The organism is uncultured Microbacterium sp., from assembly GCF_945952435.1.
GTDB lineage: Bacteria > Actinomycetota > Actinomycetes > Actinomycetales > Microbacteriaceae > Microbacterium.
The window spans coordinates 41,054-57,205 of record NZ_CAMFHZ010000023.1 but is presented as its reverse complement, the minus strand read 5'-3'; the positions used below and the strand labels follow the sequence as shown (position 1 = coordinate 57,205).

Here is a 16,152-nt window from a genome sequence, read left to right as displayed (position 1 = left end):
ACCGTCGCACTGGCGGCGTGACTACAACCTGTCACCTATCCGTGCAGCAGTCCCATCCCCGATTCATTAGCATTAGCGCGGCGTTCCGCTATACCGTGACCAATGACTACCTCCTCGCAAAGGGAGAACTCTTCAAGGGGCAGGGCGGGTCTGGGAAGGGTGGAGCAGCGCTCATCACCCCACTCGACGAACTTACTCGTCATGGGGAGTACGCGACGCCCGTGCGGAGTCAAGCCGACGACTGGATCGAGGCCGTCGTGGACCGCACTGCTACACCGGGGAATCCAGGGAAGTGGCGAGAGTGGGGCACCGTTAGGCACATTGAAGTGGTGGCGTTTCAGCTCTCCACCCTGACCTAGCCTTCAGACGCTCGCGTACGATCCCGCGGACTTCCTCGGCGTCCAGCGAGTCGCACAGCCGGTCCCAAAGCACACGATTCGGCTTGCTTCGGATGCCATCCGCAATGCCTCGTAGCTCCAGTTCGTCTAGCGCTTCGCTCCGCCACAGCAAAGTGCTCAGAAGTCGGGGCTCAAGGCGAGGGTTTGGCTTTGGCTCGCGGGTCGTTCTGAGAACGACGCGGTCTTCACCTGTCACGGAGACTGCCTCCACGACACCCCACCAACGCGGGAGGAGCTGCCTAGCCTTGGCTGCATGACTACGTGCTACAACCAGTGTCGCGTAATCAAGGACAGCAGAATATACCTCGACTTGCCGCGGAAGTCGACGGAGGGTGTCGCTGGCGCTCTTGATCTCAAATCCGGCGAACGAACCGTTCAACATGGCGGTGTCAACCCGTACCTGGCCCGCGATCGCCAGCTCGTCAACGATCCGCGTCTGATGAAGTTCATCTTGGTGTTGCTCGTGCAACCACTTGTGAAGTGCCTGTCGCACGTCCGCATCGCGCATCAGTCGACCCCCTCGGTCACCCTTGGGAAGATGCTGACACACATGGTCAATAACTCTACGCATTTGGCTTCCTTCCCGCGACGAGGTGTTGCGTGCGCGGCGGGCACGAGTGGGTCACGGTATTCATGCCGGGGCCAGCCGCAGGTAGCTACGAGCTTCAGCACGCGTCCTCAACGTTTGGGTGGGGCTGTTGCTACAGGTCGCTCCATCGCAGCACCTGTCTCGTTCCATCCCCGAAGGCTGCCCGACTGGTCGCGGGCGCGCGCCTCGACAGAACCATCCGGTGCAACGGCATCAGAAAGTGCGCCCGCCAGCGCTGAGTAGACCGTTCCGCCCTGCGGGTCAGGCGATCAGCGCCCCCGACAGCGCCTCCTCGACGTCCTTGCGCGAGACCGCCGGAGCCTCGGTGAGCATCGTCCCGAACGTCCGCGGATCCCACTCGAGTCCCAGCGCGGCGTTGGCCTCCGTGAGCACCGCGACGAGGTGGTCGACACGACCGAACGCCAGCACCCCGCTGAGCAGACGGGCGCCGCGCACGCCGCGCTGCGAGGTGCCGACGAGCTTCACGACGCCGCGGGCGTTGATGCTGTACTCGCCGGGACAGTACTCGCCGGGCACCTCGCCCAGCCGGGCGTCGACGCCGAGTCCGCGCAGGGCGTCGACGATCGTCCTGCCCGCCTGCGCGAAGAGGGCCGTGGGGTCGGCGTGCGACTCCTCGCGCTCGACGAGGTCGAAGACGAGGCACGTCTCGTCGTAGGCGGCGGCGCGGCCGCCGGTCGGGCGGATCGCCGGTGCGAATCCGAGGCGCTCCGCCGCGGCCACGGCGATGTCGTAGCCGGGCATCAGGCTCTCTCGCCGCGTCAGCGCGAGCGTCGGCGCCGGCGTGTACAGGCGGAGCAGCCTCTGCGGACCCTCTCCGGACGCAACCTGACGCAGCAGCACGACCGACCGCTCGAGGTCGTCCGGCTCTGGGGACGGCTGCCGGATCACAGCCCCGGGGATCGGGACGAGGCGATCCGCGGACCCCATCGTCATGCCCAGTGCGCCGGTGCCGGGAGGGCGTGGTCGCGCACGTCGACGCCGTCCGCGTCGACGGCGGCGGTCGCGTAGAGCAGCGACTGCGTCGGATAGCCGTGTGGGCGGTTGTCGCGGATGATCGCGCGATCGTCGGCCGGATCCAATTCCGCGGTCTCGGCGAGCAGGCGGATCCACGAGTCCGGCCAGTCGTCTCCCGTGGCCGGCTGCGCGCGGAACTCCGGCAGCCAGCGCACGATCCGCGCCGTGGCCGGGTCGTCGAGGTCGTCGTGCGCGATCATGTGCACGCCGCTGGGGACGGGCGTCTCGCGCAGCGTCGCGCCGTCCCACGACAGCACGCGGGCGCCGGCGGGGGAGACCTCGAGCAGATTGAAGCCGTGCATCCGCACCGCGCCCGACTCGAGGCGTTCGCGGAGACCCTCGGAGGCGTCGGCGACGGAGGCGAGCGCGAGTGCGCCGCGGGAGACGGCCTTGTCGTCGGGAAGGTCGAGCACGTCGGCGCGGTTCAGCAGCACGGCGAGGCGCCCGGTCGCGGGATCCGCGGCGAGCCAGGCACCGCCCGCGCGACGGTCGCGGATCCCGATGACGCCGGGCCGATCCGGCCACCACTCGCCGAGCGCGTCCCACTCGCGCAGCGGATCCTCGTCGCGCACGGCCAGCAGCCGCGCCCCTGGTCCCTGAGCCCGTCGAACGGTGTCGACCTCGATCACGACCGTGCACACGGGTTCAGTCTAGGCAGGCCGCCGGTGGGTGGATCCGTGTGGGTACGCGTAACGGCGTGGACGCCCTGCACAAGGGCGGGCACGGATGCCGGATGGCAGAATCGAGGGATGGACATCGTGGTGGGGGTCTCCGGCGGCATCGCGGCGTACAAGTCGGTGCAGCTGGTGCGCCTCCTCGTGAAGGCCGGCCACGACGTCACGGTCGTGCCCACGGAGGACGCCCTGCGATTCGTGGGCGCGCCCACCTGGGAGGCGATCAGCCGCAACCCGGTCACCACGAGCGTGCACGACGACGTCGCCCGGGTGCGCCACGTCGCCCTCGGCCAGGGCGCGGATCTCGTCGTGGTCGCGCCCGCCACCGCGAACACGCTCGCGCGCATGGCGGCGGGCATCGCCGACAACCTGCTCGGCACGACCCTGCTCGCCACGACTGCGCCGGTGCTCGTGGCCCCCGCGATGCACGCGGAGATGTGGGCGCACCCGGCGACCAGGGCCAACGTTCGTACTCTTGTCGAACGCGGCGTGCACCTGATCGGCCCGGAGGACGGACCGCTCGCCGGGGGCGACAGCGGCCCCGGACGCATGAGCGAGCCCGAGGACATCGCGGCGGCGGCGCTGCGTCTGCTCGCCCCGCAGGATCTGACGGGGCTGCGGGTCGCGGTCTCGGCCGGTGGGACCCGGGAGCCGATCGATCCGGTCCGCTATCTCGGGAACCGTTCGAGCGGCCGTCAGGGGGCAGCGATCGCCCGGGAGGCCGCAGATCGGGGCGCGGAGGTCGACCTCGTCGCCGCGAACGTCGATGCGGAGGTGCTCGCGGTCGTGCGGCATCCGCGGATCCGGATCCATCACGTCGGTACGGCGGCCGAGCTCTCGCAGGCGGTCACGAGCATCGCCGCCTCGTCGGACGTCGTCGTGATGGCCGCCGCGGTCGCCGACTACCGACCCGCGGAGGAGTCGGCTCACAAGCTCACGAAGGAGGAGGGGACGCTCGATCGGATCGACCTCGTCGAGACCGAGGACGTGCTCGCGGCGCTGGGCGATCGTCGGCGGGCCGGGCGCGCGCCCGCCGGACAGACCCTGGTCGGTTTCGCGGCGGAGACGCTGACGGATGCCGAGGACCGCCGGGCCCGTGCTCGCCGCAAGCGGGAGCGCAAGGGCGTCGATCTGCTCGCCGTGAATCGTGCGGATGCCGCGCACGGCTTCGGGAGCACGGTCAATGCGATCGAGGTCGTCGGCGAGGACGGATCGGTGGTCGCGGCCGCGAGCGGCACGAAACGCGAGGTCGCCGCGGCACTGTGGGACGCGGTCGTGGCGCAGCGGGGAGCCTGAACGCCCGAATCCGGGTCGAGTCGGGCAGAATTGACGGATGGCCGGCGTGGTGTCGTCGCCCCGCCCGTTCTCCGCGCAGCGCGCACGGGGGCGGCAGGAAGACGCCGGAGCCTGGCCTGCGAGCCTGCCCCGGCGTAGACTTTCCAAAATACAGAATTCTCCTTTCACGAAACGGAACCTGATGAACGCTCCCCTGTCCACTCCCGGTCCGCGCGAGATCGCGCCGGAGCTGGCGCGCTCGTGGCTGCTCGTCGCGGCCACGCGCCCGGAGACGTTCGACGAGAACGCCCGATCCCACGCCGACGCGGTGGTGCTGGACGTCGAGGACGCGGTCGATGCGAGCCACAAGGACTCCGCCCGCGACGACGTCGTGCAGTGGCTGCACGGCGAGGGCAATCGCGCCTGGGTGCGCATCAACGATGCGACGAGCGAGCACTGGGCAGCGGATCTCGAGGCGCTGCGCGCGGCCCCGGGGCTGCAAGGCGTGATGCTGGCGAAGACGGAGTTCGGCACCCAGGTCACCGACACCTACAACCGCCTCGGGGCGCGCGTGCCCGTGGTCGCGCTCGTCGAGTCGGCGGTCGGGATCGAGAACGCGACGGAGATCGCCCGGGCGCAGGGCGCATTCCGCCTCGCGTTCGGCAGTGGGGACTTCCGCCGCGACACGGGCATGTCCGCGGATCGCGAGGCGATGGCCTACCCGCGTGCGCGGCTCGTGATCTCCAGCCGTGCGGGAGGCCTGCCGGGTCCGATCGACGGGCCGACCGTCGGCTCCAGCCACCCGATCCTGCGCGAGCAGTCGGCGATCACGGTCTCGATGGGCATGACCGGCAAGCTCTGCCTGCAGGCCGACCAGACGCCGGTCGTCAACGAGGTCATCAGCCCGACCCGGACCGATGTCGAGTGGGCCTACGAGTTCCTGGAGGACTTCGAGGCGCGCGGCTGCATCGTCCGCGACGGCAGCGATCTGCCCCGCCTGGGCCGCGCCCGCAAGATCATGCAGCTCGCCGAGGCGTTCGGCGTCCTCCCCGTCGCCCGCTGACTCTCCGCGTCGGCGGGAGCCGTCGCGAAGGCCTCGATCCCGATCCTGCGCGCCGCGGAGGATCACGTCCCACCGAACGGAGAGAACATGAGCACTCGACTCGCCCCGGGCGACCTCGCCCCCGATTTCGCCCTGGACGACGCGGACGGCGCCCGGGTCGCGCTCGCCGACTACCGAGGGCGCAACGTCGTCGTGTACTTCTATCCCAAGGCCGCGACGCCCGGCTGCACGACCGAGGCGTGCGACTTCCGGGACAGCCTCTCGTCCCTGGCCGCTGCCGGCTACGCCGTGATCGGGATCTCGCCCGACAGCGTCGACGAGATCCGCGCCTTCGCCGAGGCGGAGGGGCTCACCTTCCCGCTGCTCGCGGACACGGACGCCGCCGTCGCCCGCGCGTGGGGCGTGTGGGGGGAGAAGACCGTCGAAGGGCGCACGTTCGAGGGCGTGATCCGCTCGACCTTCGTGATCGACGGATCCGGGCGCGTGGAGCGCGCGGAGTACGGCGTGGACGCGTCGGGGCACGTCGCCCGGCTGCGCGAGGCGCTCGGCGTCTGAATCGCATCGGAGCCCGCGCCCAGGTCGGGGGCTCCGGGGGTGTGCTCTCCCCGTCCGGCGTGCGACGATGTGCACAGGGTGCGACGATCAGCGCAGGGGTCGGGGTCGATCCGCGTGCTGAACGACGTCGGATGTGCGGATCGTCGCACGACGGACGGGACCGCACCGCCCGGTCCGGTACGGCACGGGTCGGCACGTCAGCAGGATGCCCCGCGAGGGGTTGACAGCGTCGGATCCGATGCGCACAATGGTTACACATGCTGAAATAACAGTTCCGGACTACGGAAACCTTTCCCAGAGGATCGGACCCCGCCCGCGGGTCCCCGTATGCACGACACGCCGGATGCCAGCATGGCTTGAGGATCGAAGATGTTGCTCGAGGAGTTCAACTCCGCGGATCGTGCCGCCGCCGTGATCGCCGTGAGGCCCGCCCTCGACATCGCGCGCTGGATCGACGCGATCGTGGACGGACGCCCATATGCCAGCGTCGCGGCGCTCGCGGAGGCGGCGATCACCGCCGCCGCTCCGTTCTCGGAGGGCGAACTGGACGCCGCGCTCGCACACCACCCGCGCATCGGCGCCAGGGTCGAGGGAAGCACCGCCGAGGCTGCGCACTCGCGGCGCGAGCAGCCGAGCATCGACGACGAGACGGCCGCCGCCCTCGTCGAGGGCAACCGCGCCTACGAAGAGCGCTTCGATCGTGTCTTCCTGGTGCGCGCCGCGGGACGCACGGCCACCGAGATCCTCGCCCTGCTGCACGAGCGGCTGGGCAGCACCGACGAGCAGGAGCTCGCGGTCGTCGAGCAGCAGCTGCGCGAGATCGCCGCGCTCCGGCTCGAAGCCTCCCTCCAGACCGAAGGAGCACGCCCATGAGCGTCTCTCACGTGACCACCCACATCCTGGACACATCGATCGGGCGCCCCGCGCCCGGCGTCGCCGTCGTACTCGAGGCCCGAGACGGCGACGGATGGGTCGGGATCGGTACGGGCCTCACCGATGCCGACGGGCGGGTGAAAGACCTGGGCCCCGAGCGGCTGGAGAGCGGTGCGTACCGCCTCCGGTTCGACACGGCGGCCTACTTCGCCGGCATCGACACGGACGCCTTCTTCCCGGAGGTGGTGCTGACCTTCCTGGTCGACGCCGCGCAGGAGCACTACCACGTGCCGCTCCTGCTCAGTCCGTTCGCCTATTCCACCTACCGAGGAAGCTAAGAGGAATTCGACATGACGAACATCGTCCTGGGAAAGAACCAGTACGGCAAGGCGGAGAACCGCGTCGTCCGCATCACCCGTGACACCGACCGCCACGAGATCGAGGATCTGAACGTCACGTCCCAGTTGCGCGGCGACTTCGCCTCCGCGCACTTCGACGGCAACAACGAGCACGTCGTCGCCACGGATACGCAGAAGAACACGGTCTTCGCCTTCGCCAAGGACGGCATCGGCAGCCCCGAGGAGTACCTGCTCCGGCTCGGGCGTCACTTCACCGGCGGATTCGACTGGGTCACCGGCGGGCGCTGGTCGGCGGAGCAGTACACCTGGCTGCGCATCGACGGCGACGGCGGCGCGCACGACCACGCGTTCGTGCGCGGCGGCACGGAGACCCGCACCGCACTCGTGCAGATCGACGAAGGCGACACGACGATCATCGCGGGCCTCAAGGACCTCACGGTCCTCAAGTCCACCGCGAGCGGCTTCGTCGGCTACCCGAAGGATCCGTACACGACGCTGCCGGAGACCGAGGATCGCATCCTCGCCACCTCGGTGACCGCGAAATGGCGCTACAACCGCACGGACCTCGACTTCAACGAGGTGTACGCCGACGTGCGCCGTCTGCTGCTCGCCGGCTTCTCCCGCAACTACTCGTACGCGCTGCAGCACACGCTGAAGGAGATGGCAGAGGCCGTCCTCGAAGCGCATCCCGAGATCGACGAGATCCGCTTCTCGACGCCGAACAAGCACCACTTCGTCGTGGACCTCTCGCCGTTCGGACTGGAGAACCCCAACGAGGTCTTCTACGCGGCGGACCGTCCGTACGGCCTCATCGAGGCGGCGTTCCTGCGCGACGGCGCCGACACCGACCACTGGGCGTGGGAGGCCGTCGCCGGCTTCTGCTGAGCGCGGGCTCGCGCACGAGGCGCTGATCCGGACCTCCGAACCGGGTCCGACGGGTGAGGGGGTCCGGGTGAGTCGCATAGGGCGCAGCGGCTCAGCCGCGACCCCCGAAGGGCATCCCGCTCGCGGTGATCGTGAGGGCGGCGATGTTCGCCTCCGGCGGCAGATCGGCCATGAGCAGCACCGTGCGAGCGGCGTCGTCCAGGTCGAAGGTCGGCTCGACACGGCGGCTCCCGTCGGGCTGCAGGGCGCCGGTGCCCACACCGAGCTCGTCCATGAGCTCGGTGCGGGTGTTGCCGATGTCGATCTGGCCGCAGGAGATGCCCGCGGCGCGGCCATCCAGGTCGATCGAGCGCGTCAGCCCGGTCATCGCATGCTTGCTGACGGCGTACGCGACGGAGAGGGGGCGCGGGGACTGGGCCGAGATCGAGCCGTTGTTGATGATCCGCCCGCCCTGCGGATCCTGCGCGCGCATCACCCGCATCGCGGCCCGTGCGCAGAGCAGGGCGCCGGTGACGTTCACGGCGAGCGTGCTCTCCCAGTCGGCGAGCGCGATGTCGGCGGCCGAGGCCGCGGGACCGAACGCCCCCGCGTTGTTGAAGAGCACGTCCACCCGGCCCCACGCCTCGACCGTGCGCGCGAAGAGCGCGTCGACGTCGGCCTCGACGGTGATGTCCGTCGGCACCACGAGCGCTTCTCCGGGATGCGCGGCCGCGCGCTCGGCGGTCTCCCGCAGCGGATCCTCGCGCCGCCCGGCCAACGCCACGCGCCATCCCTCCGCCAGCATCCGCAGCGCCACGGCGCGCCCGATCCCGGATCCCGCACCCGTCACCACGGCGATGCGTCCGCTCATCCTCACTCCTCACGTCCCTGAACCGCCGCCTCGCGACGGCGCCCCAACCTCTCACAGAAAGGCCGAAGATGCACGAACAGCGCAGCTCCGCCGCCGGATCCGACACCCTGGACCACGATCCCGAAGAGACCGCCGAATGGCTCGAATCCCTCGACGCCCTGGTCGCGCAGCGCGGATCCGAGCGCGGCGAGCACATCGTCCGATCGCTGGCGGCGCGGGCGGGACTCGCCTCCGAGCCCCGCACGACGACCGACTACGTCAACACGATCGCCGCGGAGGACGAGCCTGTCTACCCGGGCGACGAGGAGCTGGAGCGCCGCTATCGGGCCTGGATGCGCTGGAACGCGGCGATCCTGGTGCATCGCGCGCAGCGTCCGGGGATCGGCGTCGGAGGGCACATCTCCACCTACGCCGGCGCCGCGACGCTCTACGAGGTCGGGTTCAATCACTTCTTCCGGGGCAAGGACCACCCCGGCGGCGGAGACCAGGTGTACTTCCAGGGGCACGCCTCACCGGGCATGTACGCGAGGGCCTTCCTGGAGGGACGGCTGGGGGAGGAGGACCTCGACGGCTTCCGTCAGGAGAAGTCGCGCGCGGGGCACGCGCTGAGCTCCTACCCGCATCCGCGGCTCATGCCCGAGTTCTGGGAGTTCCCCACCGTGTCGATGGGCATCGGCCCGATGAACGCGATCTACCAGGCCCAGTCGAACCGCTACCTGCATCACCGCGGGCTCGCGGACACCGCGGACCAGCACGTATGGGCCTTCCTCGGCGACGGAGAGATGGACGAGCCGGAGAGCCGCGGCCTGCTCCAGCTCGCGGCCAACGACGGGCTCGACAACTTGACCTTCGTCGTGAACTGCAACCTGCAGCGCCTGGACGGACCGGTGCGCGGCAACGGCAAGATCATCCAGGAGCTGGAGGGCTTCTTCCGCGGCGCGGGCTGGAACGTCATCAAGGTCGTCTGGGGGCGCGAGTGGGACGACCTGCTCGCCCGCGACGACTCGGGCGCCCTGCTCGACATCATGAACTCCACCCCCGACGGCGACTACCAGACCTACAAGGCGGAGTCGGGCGGCTTCATCCGGGAGAACTTCTTCGGCAAGGATCCGCGTGCGCTCGCCCTCGTGGAAGACCTCACCGACGAGCAGATCTGGGGACTCAAGCGCGGCGGCCACGACTACCGCAAGGTGTTCGCGGCGTATCGGCAGTCGATGGAACACAACGGCAAGCCCACCGTGATCCTCGTCAAGACGGTCAAGGGCTACGGGCTGGGTCCGCGGTTCGAGGCGCGCAACGCCACGCACCAGATGAAGAAGCTCACCCTGCAGGACCTCAAAGACTTCCGCGACCACCTGCGCGTGCCGATCTCGGACGCCGAGCTCGAGGCGAACCCCTACGAGCCGCCCTACTACCACCCGGGATCGGACGCCCCGGAGATCCGCTATCTGCAGGAGCGCCGCCGCGCGCTCGGCGGCTACCTCCCCGAGCGTCGTCCGCAGGCTTCGGGTCAGATCGCACTGCCGGACGCGAAGGCCTACGAGGTCGCGGCGCGCGGATCCGGCACACAGCGCGCCGCCACGACGATGGCCTTCGTGCGGGTGCTGAAGGACCTCATGCGCGATCCCGGGTTCGGCCAGCGGATCGTGCCGATCATCCCCGACGAGGCGCGCACCTTCGGCATGGACGCCTTCTTCCCGACCGCCAAGATCTACAACCCGCACGGCCAGAACTACCTGGCCGTCGACCGCGACATCGTGCTGTCGTACAAGGAGTCGGCTGCGGGGCAGATCCTGCACGTCGGCATCAACGAGGCCGGATCCCTCGCCGCCTTCACCGCCGCGGGCACGTCCTACGCGACCCACGGCGTGCCGCTGGTGCCGGTGTACGTGTTCTACTCGATGTTCGGCTTCCAGCGCACGGGCGACTCGATCTGGGCGGCCGCCGACCAGATGGCGCGGGGATTCCTGATCTCGGCGACCGCCGGGCGCACCACGCTGACCGGCGAGGGTCTGCAGCACGCGGACGGGCACTCGCCGCTGCTCGCGGCGACGAACGCCGCGGTCATCACGTACGACCCGGCGTTCGGCTACGAGATCGGCCACATCGTGCGCGCGGGCATCGAGCGCATGTACGGCGCGGACTCGACCGATCGCAACGTGATCTACAACCTCATGGTCTACAACGAGCCGATCGTGCAGCCGGCCGAGCCCGAGGGCGTCGACGTCGAGGGGATCCTCGGCGGCATCCACCGGATCGCGCCCGTCGACGCGCCCCGCGCGCACCTGCTCGCGTCCGGGATCGGCGTCAGCTGGGCGCAGGAGGCCCAACGTCTGCTCCGGGACGACTGGGGCGTGGCCGCCGACGTGTGGTCGGTCACCAGCTGGACCGAGCTGCGCCGGGATGCGATCGCCGCCGAGGAGGACGAGTTCCTGGGCCGGGGAACGCGGGTGCCGTTCGTGCAGCGACAGCTCGCGTCCGCGACCGGCCCGATCGTGGCGGTCAGCGACTACGCGAAGGACCTGCCCGACCAGATCCGTCCGTTCGTCCCGAACGACTGGGCGACGCTGGGCGCGGACGGCTTCGGTTTCTCGGACACGCGCGCCGCGGCGCGACGGCACTTCAAGATCGACGGCCCCTCCGTCGTGGTCCGCACACTGCAGCTGCTCGCGAAGCGCGGGGACGTCGACTCCGCCGTGCCCGCGCAGGCCGCCGAGAAATACCGCCTCCTCGACGTCAACGCCGGCACGAGCGGATCCGACCTGGAATAGCCGGCAGGCGCAATCCCTGGTCTCGACCGACCGATATTCCGGATCGCTGCCGGTACGTCGGCCCGGATCGGGGCTTCGGTCCGATATGCCTGCCGAAGTCCGACATATCGGACCCGTTTACCGGCCACCTGCGACCGCGGCCTGGGGCCCGCGGCCCGCGGCCCGCGGCCTGGGGCACGGGGTTCGGGGGATCCGCGCCGGGGGCTACGCGTCGAGGTCGGCGGCGATCGTGTCGGCGGCGTCGCGGAGCAGGGGAACGGCCCGCTGTCCGAAGGCATCGTCGACACGGGCGACCGGTCCTGACACCGAGATGGCGGTCGGGGTCGGCGCCCCGGGAACGGCCATCGCGAAGCACCGGACGCCGATCTCCTGCTCCTGGTCGTCGATCGCGTAGCCGCGCTCACGGATCCGGTCCAGATCGGCGAGCAGGTCGTCCACCGTGCCGAGGCTGTAGGGGGTGGGCGTCGCCATTCCCGTCCGGCCCACGATGCCGCGCACGACGTCGTCGTCGAGGCCCGCCAGCAGAGCCTTGCCCACGCCCGTGTCGTGCGCGTTGGCGCGGCGACCCACCTCGGTGAACATGCGCATCGAGTGCTGCGACGGTACCTGGGCGACGTAGACGACCATGTCGCCGTCGAGCACGGCCATGTTGGCGCTCTCGCCCAGCGCGTCGACGAGCTGCTTGAGCTGAGGGCGCGCGAGCGCTCCGAACTGGCGCGACGCCCCCTCGCCGATGCGGATCAGTCGCGGGCCGAGGGCGTAGCGGCGGTTCGGCAGCTGGCGCGCGTAGCCGAGGGAGACGAGCGTGCGCAGCAGGCGGTGGATCGTCGGCAGAGGGAGGTCCGTCGAGTTGGACAGCTCGCTGAGCGTGACGTCGCCATCGGCGTCGGTCACGAGCTCGAGCAGCTCGAACACCCGTTCCACGGACTGCACCCCGGATCCTGCCGCTCGCGGCGCCTTCGCCGCGCCCGTCGTGTCGTTGACCGCCATGTCCGCTCCCGTCGTCGAGGTCATTCCATCATGCGAGAGCGCAACGCGTGAAATTCGAAAGAAGTCACACTCCCGTGTTGCGCACAACTTCCACAATGAAGATAATAGTATCCACTATACGAAAACGATGACGCCCAACACGGTCATCAGCGCCCGCGTCCGACAGCCCGGGTGCCTCGACGAGGAGGAAACGCATGGCGAATCCGGGACCCGGGAACTCGATCACGCTGCGCATCGACGCGCCGTCCAACTTCAGCGTCACGAGCGAGCTGGCCGCGGCCGCCGCCGCAGCGGGCGCCGCCGTGACCGCGCTCGACGTCGTGGAGTCGCACCCGACGACCATCGTCGTCGACCTGACGTGCAACACCGCGGGCGAGGAGCACGCCGACCAGGTGCGCGCGGGGATCGACGCCCTCGACGGCGTCGCCGTGCGCCAGTCGAGCGACCGCACCTTCCTCATGCACCTGGGCGGCAAGCTCGAGGTGGTGCCGCGGGTCCCGCTGCGCAACAGGGACGACCTCTCCCGCGCCTACACGCCCGGGGTCGCGCGCGTCTGCCTCGCGATCGCGGAGGACAAGAGCAAGGCGCGCAAGCTCACCGTCAAGCGCAACACGATCGCCGTCGTCACAGACGGTACCGCGGTCCTCGGCCTCGGCGACATCGGCCCCGAGGCCGCGCTCCCCGTCATGGAGGGCAAGGCGGCGCTGTTCAAGCAGTTCGCCGACGTCGACGCGTGGCCGGTCTGCCTCGACACCAAGGACACCGAGGAGATCATCCGGATTGTGAAGGCGATCGCCCCGGTCTACGGCGGGGTGAACCTGGAGGACATCGCCGCGCCGCGGTGCTTCGAGATCGAGGCGCGGCTGCGCGAGGAGCTCGACATCCCCGTCTTCCACGACGACCAGCACGGCACCGCGATCGTCACCCTCGCCGCGCTGCGGAACGCGCTCAAGGTCGTCGGCAAGGAGATCGGCGACGTGCGGATCGTGGTGTCCGGCGTCGGGGCCGCGGGCAACGCGATCGTGCAGCTGCTGCTCGCGGAAGGCGCGACCGACATCGTCGCCTGTGGGCGCACCGGCGCGATCCATCGCGGCGAGGACTACACGGATGCGCACCGCACGGAGCTCGCCGCGACCACGAACCCCCGCGACGTCCGCGGCACCCTGCGCGAGGTCCTCGTCGGCGCAGACGTGTTCATCGGCGTGAGCGCCCCGAACATCCTCGACGAGTCGGACATCGCGGCGATGGCCGACGACGCCATCGTGTTCGCGATGGCCAACCCCACCCCCGAGATCGACCCCATCGTCGCCTCGCGCCATGCCGCGGTCGTGGCCACGGGTCGCAGCGACTTCCCGAACCAGATCAACAACGTGCTCGCGTTCCCGGGAGTCTTCCGCGGGCTCCTCGACGCGGGCGTGTCCGACATCACGCCACCTATGCTGGTCGCAGCGGCGCAGGCGATCGCAGAGCGGGTCGGAGAGGACGAGCTCAACGCGAGCTTCATCATCCCGAGCGTGTTCGACCCGCTCGTGGCCGGCGCGGTCGCCGACGCTATCGTCCGTGTCGTTCAGTCGGGCGCCGCGAGCAAGGCGGGCAAGGAGTGAGTCGCATGGCACGAGCAACCCTGGGCGAGGACGACCTGGCGCAGGTCGACGATCGGCTGCAGGGCACCGACGCGCTCCTCGCGACCGAGTATCCCGGCGACGACGGATCCCGTCAGCCGGTGCACACGCTGTACGTCCCCGCGGATCGGTACCGCCCCGAGCTGCCCGCCGCGTTCGGCGCGGCGGCGGCCGAGGCGGTCGCCGCCGCCGGTGGCACGGCGGCCCTCGCCGAGGCGGTCGGCCTCGGTGCGCTCGCCGACGAGCTCGCGCCGCTCGTGGACGCGAAGCTGCGCGAGGAGCCGATCGAGGATCTGCGGCTCGACTTCGAGGACGGCTACGGTGCCCGCCCCGACGAGGAGGAGGACGCGGACGCGGTGCTCGCTGCCGAGCGGGTCGCCGCGGCGGTCGCGGCCGGCGTCGCGCCCGCGTTCATCGGGATCCGCTTCAAGTGCTTCGAGGCGCCCACGCGCCGGCGGGGGATCCGCACGCTCGACCTGTTCCTGTCGACGCTGGCCGCGGCGGGCCCGCTTCCGGACGGACTCGTGCTCACGCTGCCCAAGGTCACCACGGTCGCGCAGGTGGAGGCGATGGTCGCGCTCTGCGAGGTCTTCGAGGACCGCCTGGGCCTGGATCGCGGACGCCTGCGCTTCGAGGTGCAGATGGAGACGCCGCAGCTGATCGTCGCGGCGGACGGATCCGTCCCGGTCGCGACCCTGCTGCACCGTGCGGGCGGACGCATCTCGTCCCTGCACTACGGCACCTACGACTACAGCGCGTCGTTGCAGATCGCGGCCGCGTATCAGTCGATGGAGCACCCTGCCGCGGATTTCGCCAAGCAGGTCATGCAGGTGGCCGTGGCCGAGACCGGCGTGCGGATCTCGGACGGATCCACGAACGTGATCCCGGTCGGCGACCCGGAGCACGTGCGCGCGGCCTGGGTGCTGCATGCGCGGCTCGTGCTGCGTTCGCTCGAACGCGGCTACTACCAGGGCTGGGATCTGGCTCCGCAGCAGCTGCCCACCCGGTACCTCGCGAGCTACGCCTTCTACCGCGAGGGCTTCGCCGAGGCCGCCCGCAGGCTCGACGCCTACCTCAACGGCGGCGATGCCGCGATCATGGACGAGCCGGCCACGGCGCGCGCTCTCGCCCGTTTCGTCGTCCGCGGCCTCGAGTGCGGTGCCCTCACGGACGACGAGGTCCGCGCGGCGACCGGAGCCGAACCCGCCGAGCTGATCCGCCTCGCGCACCCCAAACTGACCGTCAAGGAGAACGCCCGATGAGCACCCGTACCTATTACACGCCGGCCGGAGGCCTGCCCCCGCAGACGGACCTGCTCACCGACCGGGCGGTCGTCAAGCTCGCCTACACCTTCATCCCCAAGGGCGTCATGCGCGACATCGTGACGAGCAGCTTGCCCGGTTTCACCGACACGCGCGCCTGGATCATCGCCCGGCCCACCGCCAGCTCGGCGACGACGTTCTCGCAGCTCATCGTCGAGATCGCGCCGGGGGGAGGCGCCGCGCGCCCCGAGCCCGAGGCCGGCGTGGAGGGCGTGCTCTTCGTCACCGCGGGGGAGCTCACGCTGACCCTCGACGGCGAGACCCATGTGCTCGCGGCCGGCGGCTACGCGTTCCTCGCGCCGGGTGCGCAGTGGTCGCTCGCGAACGAGGGGTCCATGCTCACGAGCTTCCACTGGATCCGCAAGGCGTACGAGTGGTTGGAGGGCGTGGACGCGCCCGCCTCCTTCGTCACGAGCGACGACGCGATCGAGCCGGTCGCCATGCCCGACACCGACGGGGTCTGGGCGACGACCCGCTTCTCCGACGCGAGCGACATGGCACACGACATGCAGGTGAACATCGTGACGTTCAAGCCCGGCGGATCCATCCCGTTCGCCGAGACGCACATCATGGAGCACGGCCTCTTCGTGCTCCAGGGCAAGGCCGTCTACCGGCTCAACGAGGACTGGGTGGAGTGCGAGGCGGGCGACTACATGCTGCTGCGGGCGTTCTGCCCTCAGGCCTGCTACGCCGGGGGGCCGGAGGACTTCCGCTACCTGCTCTACAAGGACATGAACCGCCAGGTGCGCCTCACCTGATCGACGCGCTCCCACGGTCCGCCGACGCCGTCCGCCTCCTCGGAGGCAGGCGGCGTCGTGTCTCCCGGGCGAGGACGGATCCGGGCGGACCGTTGACATCCTTCCGCCCCTCGATCTAAACTTTCATCAAACA

The 16,152-nt window shown here is 70.2% G+C and carries 16 protein-coding genes; 11 read left to right on the top strand and 5 right to left on the bottom strand.

The window, feature by feature from the left end; all coding sequences use genetic code 11:
* Positions 1–17 precede the first annotated feature (17 nt).
* Positions 18–359: a beta family protein gene (locus tag Q0P88_RS14090; RefSeq protein WP_363316512.1), complete on the top strand. Its 342-nt coding sequence runs from the start codon at positions 18–20 to the stop codon at positions 357–359.
* On the opposite strand, the gene Q0P88_RS14085 is transcribed toward Q0P88_RS14090, so the two are convergent.
* From Q0P88_RS14085 to Q0P88_RS12320, 3 genes are all read right to left on the bottom strand, one after another.
* Positions 313–906: a sce7726 family protein gene (locus Q0P88_RS14085; RefSeq protein ID WP_363316511.1), complete on the bottom strand. Its 594-nt coding sequence runs from the start codon at positions 904–906 to the stop codon at positions 313–315. The genes Q0P88_RS14090 and Q0P88_RS14085 overlap by 47 nt on opposite strands.
* A gap of 342 nt (positions 907–1,248) precedes the next feature.
* Complete coding sequence (locus tag Q0P88_RS12325; protein WP_295014561.1) at positions 1,249–1,941, bottom strand: lipoyl protein ligase domain-containing protein; 693 nt, start codon at positions 1,939–1,941, stop codon at positions 1,249–1,251.
* A complete protein-coding gene (locus tag Q0P88_RS12320; protein WP_295014559.1) occupies positions 1,938–2,663 on the bottom strand; it encodes an NRDE family protein in 726 nt (241 codons plus the stop codon). Before Q0P88_RS12320 ends, Q0P88_RS12325 begins: the two co-directional genes overlap by 4 nt.
* Positions 2,664–2,771: 108 nt before the next feature.
* On the opposite strand from Q0P88_RS12320, the gene coaBC reads away from it, so the two are divergent.
* From coaBC to pucL, 6 genes are all read left to right on the top strand, one after another.
* On the top strand, positions 2,772–3,992 hold the full coding sequence (coaBC, locus tag Q0P88_RS12315) for a bifunctional phosphopantothenoylcysteine decarboxylase/phosphopantothenate--cysteine ligase CoaBC (protein WP_295014557.1): 1,221 nt from the start codon (positions 2,772–2,774) through the stop codon (positions 3,990–3,992).
* Positions 3,993–4,173: 181 nt separating this feature from the next.
* The gene (locus tag Q0P88_RS12310; RefSeq protein WP_295014555.1) at positions 4,174–5,034 is read left to right on the top strand and encodes a CoA ester lyase; all 861 of its coding nucleotides are present in this window, start codon (positions 4,174–4,176) and stop codon (positions 5,032–5,034) included.
* An 87-nt stretch (positions 5,035–5,121) separates the two neighbouring features.
* Positions 5,122–5,589, top strand: coding sequence for a thioredoxin-dependent thiol peroxidase (bcp, locus tag Q0P88_RS12305; protein ID WP_295014553.1), 468 nt, complete (start codon positions 5,122–5,124; stop codon positions 5,587–5,589).
* Between the two features lie 369 nt (positions 5,590–5,958).
* Complete coding sequence (uraD, locus tag Q0P88_RS12300; protein ID WP_295014551.1) at positions 5,959–6,462, top strand: 2-oxo-4-hydroxy-4-carboxy-5-ureidoimidazoline decarboxylase; 504 nt, start codon at positions 5,959–5,961, stop codon at positions 6,460–6,462.
* On the top strand, positions 6,459–6,800 hold the full coding sequence (uraH, locus tag Q0P88_RS12295) for a hydroxyisourate hydrolase (protein WP_295014549.1): 342 nt from the start codon (positions 6,459–6,461) through the stop codon (positions 6,798–6,800). The genes uraD and uraH overlap by 4 nt, the downstream gene beginning before the upstream one ends.
* 12 nt (positions 6,801–6,812) lie before the next feature.
* On the top strand, positions 6,813–7,706 hold the full coding sequence (gene pucL / locus Q0P88_RS12290; protein WP_295014547.1) for a factor-independent urate hydroxylase: 894 nt from the start codon (positions 6,813–6,815) through the stop codon (positions 7,704–7,706).
* A gap of 91 nt (positions 7,707–7,797) precedes the next feature.
* Here pucL and Q0P88_RS12285 read toward each other — a convergent pair whose 3' ends face one another.
* Positions 7,798–8,556 carry an SDR family oxidoreductase gene (locus Q0P88_RS12285; RefSeq protein WP_295014545.1) on the bottom strand — a complete coding sequence of 253 codons (759 nt, stop codon included), beginning with the start codon at positions 8,554–8,556 and terminating at the stop codon, positions 7,798–7,800.
* A 68-nt stretch (positions 8,557–8,624) separates the two neighbouring features.
* Here Q0P88_RS12285 and aceE point away from each other — a divergent pair, with 68 nt between their 5' ends.
* On the top strand, positions 8,625–11,327 hold the full coding sequence (aceE, locus tag Q0P88_RS12280; RefSeq protein WP_295014542.1) for a pyruvate dehydrogenase (acetyl-transferring), homodimeric type: 2,703 nt from the start codon (positions 8,625–8,627) through the stop codon (positions 11,325–11,327).
* A 204-nt stretch (positions 11,328–11,531) separates the two neighbouring features.
* Here the strand turns inward: aceE and Q0P88_RS12275 are convergent, their stop codons facing one another.
* The gene (locus Q0P88_RS12275; protein WP_295014562.1) at positions 11,532–12,317 is read right to left on the bottom strand and encodes an IclR family transcriptional regulator; all 786 of its coding nucleotides are present in this window, start codon (positions 12,315–12,317) and stop codon (positions 11,532–11,534) included.
* 194 nt (positions 12,318–12,511) lie between these two features.
* Between Q0P88_RS12275 and Q0P88_RS12270 the strand changes: the two genes are divergently transcribed.
* From Q0P88_RS12270 to Q0P88_RS12260, 3 genes are read left to right on the top strand one after another with little or no spacing between them, the layout of a single operon-like run.
* Positions 12,512–13,921 carry an NAD-dependent malic enzyme gene (locus Q0P88_RS12270; RefSeq protein ID WP_295014540.1) on the top strand — a complete coding sequence of 470 codons (1,410 nt, stop codon included), beginning with the start codon at positions 12,512–12,514 and terminating at the stop codon, positions 13,919–13,921.
* A 5-nt stretch (positions 13,922–13,926) separates the two neighbouring features.
* The gene (locus Q0P88_RS12265; RefSeq protein ID WP_295014539.1) at positions 13,927–15,201 is read left to right on the top strand and encodes a DUF6986 family protein; all 1,275 of its coding nucleotides are present in this window, start codon (positions 13,927–13,929) and stop codon (positions 15,199–15,201) included.
* A complete protein-coding gene (locus tag Q0P88_RS12260) occupies positions 15,198–16,019 on the top strand; it encodes a bifunctional allantoicase/(S)-ureidoglycine aminohydrolase (protein WP_295014537.1) in 822 nt (273 codons plus the stop codon). The genes Q0P88_RS12265 and Q0P88_RS12260 overlap by 4 nt, the downstream gene beginning before the upstream one ends.
* Positions 16,020–16,152 lie beyond the last annotated feature (133 nt).